Origin of the sequence: Enterococcus hulanensis, assembly GCF_005405485.1 — a bacterium.
GTDB classification, from domain to species: Bacteria; Bacillota; Bacilli; order Lactobacillales; family Enterococcaceae; genus Enterococcus_A; species Enterococcus_A hulanensis.
The window spans coordinates 1-3505 of sequence record NZ_BJED01000044.1; the positions used below are offsets into that span (position 1 = coordinate 1).

Consider the following 3505-nt stretch of genomic DNA (forward strand, 5'->3'; position numbering starts at 1 on the left):
AAGCCGCCATTGTAATTCTCAGGTTCATCACTGGTTCCTTCATCTGGCGTTCCCCCAGGAAGCAAGTAATCGATTCTATATTGGTTGGAGATTGTTCCATTGAAGTCATTGTTCGTTTTCACCGTGTAAACCACTTGAAGATGAGTATCTTCATCCACACCAAGTTTTTTCATTCCGGCTTTCGTCAAACTAACGACAACGTTTTTCTTAGACCCTTCGGTCAAATCTTCTACTTTGTTTGGATTTGCAATAGTTGTGCCATCCAATGTAACGGTATATTCCGTTCCATTCGTTAATTTCACTTTGCTGCCATCACTAGCAATCGCATAAACTTCTGCGTCTTCTAACAACAGATTTTCATCGATGCTATCGCTTACTCTAAAGTAAGAAGCATAAATCTCGTCACCTTTTGCAAAGTTTTTATCAGAGGCTGTCCCTGTATCTGGATCAACGTAATTTGGAATCGTCATGTCATTTGGCGCAAGGGCGTATAAGCCATCTGGAAGTTTCGTTGTTGCTTCCCATTTGAAGGAATTTCCAGCTTTAATGGAGTAGCCTTTTCCGCCTTCGATCGTTTTGTCCAATTCTGTATCAGTGACGATATTCTTCGGATACACATGCACGTCGTAGATCAATTTGCCTGTGTCATCACGTTTCGTTTGTGGCAGATGCACGAAGAATGGGTCCATTGGTTTAGTAATTTTCTTCGTATCGCCATTTTCATCTGTGTACGTATAATCTCCGCTTGTCGCATCTTTGATTTCTCGTACTAAATAGATCCCGTCAGCGGCTTTTCCTGTTCCCACATCGAAAGTCAACGCACCTAAAGTGGTTCCACCAGTGCCATCCCCTGTTACATCGGTTTGTTTTGTAAAGGCAGGATCTGCTTCCCAATCGACGCCTTCTTTTTGAACCAACGGATCTGTTAAGGACGCTGTGCCGATTGCTTTCACTTTGATGATCTCAAAGTTGACCCCTGCCATTAATTTCTTGCCGCCTAAATCAGGGGCTTTACTTGGATCAGGGTTTGTCCCGTCTCCACGTCCGCCAAGTTCTGCCGAACTGTTGATCTCATATTTCCAAAGAGTGATCGAACGCTTCGACGTATTGTCAGACGCCGCGTTCCCACTAATATTTTGATCTGCCGCAAAAGCAACATCTATCGTTCCTGCCCCTGCCGCTCCTAACATTGTTAAGACACCCAAACTAAGTGCAACTTTACTGATCCATTTTCTTTTCGTCTTCATAAATAAACTCCTCTACTCTTTTTTGTCTTTTACTCCTAAATTAGCTAAAATAAGTAATTAGAAACGGTTGCCGCCAATTTCTTAATCACTTATCTTTTTCCAATACACAAATGGAGATGTTTTTACATCCAGTTCTGGATTGGAAACTAATGAAAAACTAGTATGTCTGTCCTTCGATAAACATACCTCCTTTCAAATTACCGTTAAGTTAATTTTTTTAGTTGAAATATCTAGTTTCCAACCTACATATAATCAGTTTTCTTCTTAGTTTTACAAAAAACCAGAAAAGCTCTGAAATCCCTTATATCACAAGGGGTTTCAGAGCTTATTGACGACGCGAGACGGCGCATCCAAATTTACGAGATGTTATTTACCCAATTTCTTAAATATAACAGATGTTATTAAATGGAAATTATTCTAATAGGAAAAATTTCGTTTTGAGTAAGCGCTTACTTGAAAAAAGAAAAAAGAATAGACCAAAAATTTGATTGTTCATTTTTTTAAAAAATTTTCATTATTTCAGCTAATTAATCTAGTCATTTCTTCAATAACTTGATACCGTTTCTCTAACATGGCATCGACATACGTGTCTAAGGTCATTTGTGTAGAGGCATGACCTAAAAGTGCGCTTACGGAAGAAATATCCTTATTTGCTTCCAAGCAACGCGTCGCAAAAGTGTGCCGCAATTGATGAAAATGTATTTTTACAAGCTTTGCCTTTTCACGAATTCGGTGGAAATGATACGTCAATAAGCGAGGTTCACAAGGCTTCCCCTTGGTGGAGAAAACAAAGTTGCCTTTTGAATGCTTCCGATGCTTTAACAATAGGTTCTTCAATTCAATGCTAATCGGGATCACTCGGACAGACGCTTCTGTTTTTGAATCCGTGAAAATAAGCCGGGTTTTCTTGAACTCTTTGATCGCTGGAATTCGTTGGTACGTATGTGCAACAGAAATAAGATTTGTATCAAAGTCAATATCTGACCATTGTAATGCTGCTATCTCACCGATCCGCATTCCAGATTGCAGTGCTAACAGGGCAGGAATTCCGTACCCCTTCTTCTCATGAGACGCAACGCTCATCATTTTCCTTTGTTCTTTTAGTGTCAATGCCCGGATTTTACTCTGTTTGGCCTTGGGTATGATTAACTCTGAAAAGGGATTTGCATTGATCTTTCCCTTTTTCTTTGCTCGATTGAGACATTTATTAAGTATTCGGAAGATGACTTGGATTGTTGAACGCGCCAGTTGCTTTTGAAGATCCTTCAGTAAGCATTTTCCTGTATCTAATGTCAACTCATTTAAAGGAATATCTTTGATTTTTGGAAGAATGTATTTCCTTAGCTTGTAATAATAACTAGATAGTGTAGAAGGTTTGACCTCATCTTGAACTTCATATAGCCATTCAACTGACCAATCTTCAAATGTTTCCGTTGATGAGCCGCGAATTTGTTGCAGAGATTGATACTGGATTCGAAGTGGGTAAAGCTTCATTTTTACTTCTGTGTAGCTTTTTCCATAAATATACCCATACTTTATTCTTCCATTGACCTTTCTTCCTTTGGGAAAACGTCCTTCCCAACGACCATCTTTTCGTAAGTAGATATTTTCTCCTTTACGCATATTAAAAATCCCTCCTATTTTTGACGGCTCAGCAGACGGCGTATTTTTGTATACTTTTTATTTCTTTTTAGCCTTGAACAAAACAAAAAGTAATTACATTTCAGTTTGCTTTCACCGTTTTGATTAAATATAATTATTTTTATGATTCATATTGCCTATTAATAATTAATAATATATAATTGCTTTATCATATGTTTTTGATTTGACAAACAAATAAGTTAATCTCTTTTATCTGAACTACGAAATTTCTGGGTTTTTGTAAGACTAAGTAATATTTGGAAGCATTTTCTAAAATTATTAACAAAAAAAAGGAAATCAAAATAAACAAAGGCATCTTTCCTATTAAGGGAAGATGCCTTTGTATTATATGATTATAATATATATTTGTCATTGATACGTTAAATAAATATATAGTTTATTTCATTATTTTTCTTAATACATTACAATTTTATTGTTTTTCGAATTAAATCAACAAAAACAGAACTTTATTATTTTTTGAGTTGATGTATATTTTAATTGTAAACGTTTTTTTAATTTGAGGGAGGTTATTAAAATGAAAAACAATGAACCAGAGATGTATTTGGATGACAGACAGTGGTCACCGTTATGGGAACACTATCTTGAGAAGGCGGTCG

At 36.7% G+C, this 3505-nt stretch carries 2 protein-coding genes; both read right to left on the reverse strand.

Features of this window, described 5'->3' with window-relative positions:
• Positions 1-1247, reverse strand: a 1247-nt coding sequence (locus FFR60_RS22745; protein ID WP_171005024.1) for a SpaH/EbpB family LPXTG-anchored major pilin, incomplete at its 3' end; no start/stop codon positions are given.
• 519 nt (positions 1248-1766) lie between these two features.
• Entirely contained in the window at positions 1767-2870 is a 1104-nt protein-coding gene (locus FFR60_RS22750) for a tyrosine-type recombinase/integrase (protein WP_137665949.1), read from the reverse strand.
• Positions 2871-3505: the final 635 nt, after the last annotated feature.

Coding starts and splice junctions, on each gene's coding strand:
- FFR60_RS22750 (WP_137665949.1), bottom strand. CDS start 2,870: ATGCGTAAAGGAGAAAATATCTACTTACGAAAAGATGGTCGTTGGGAA.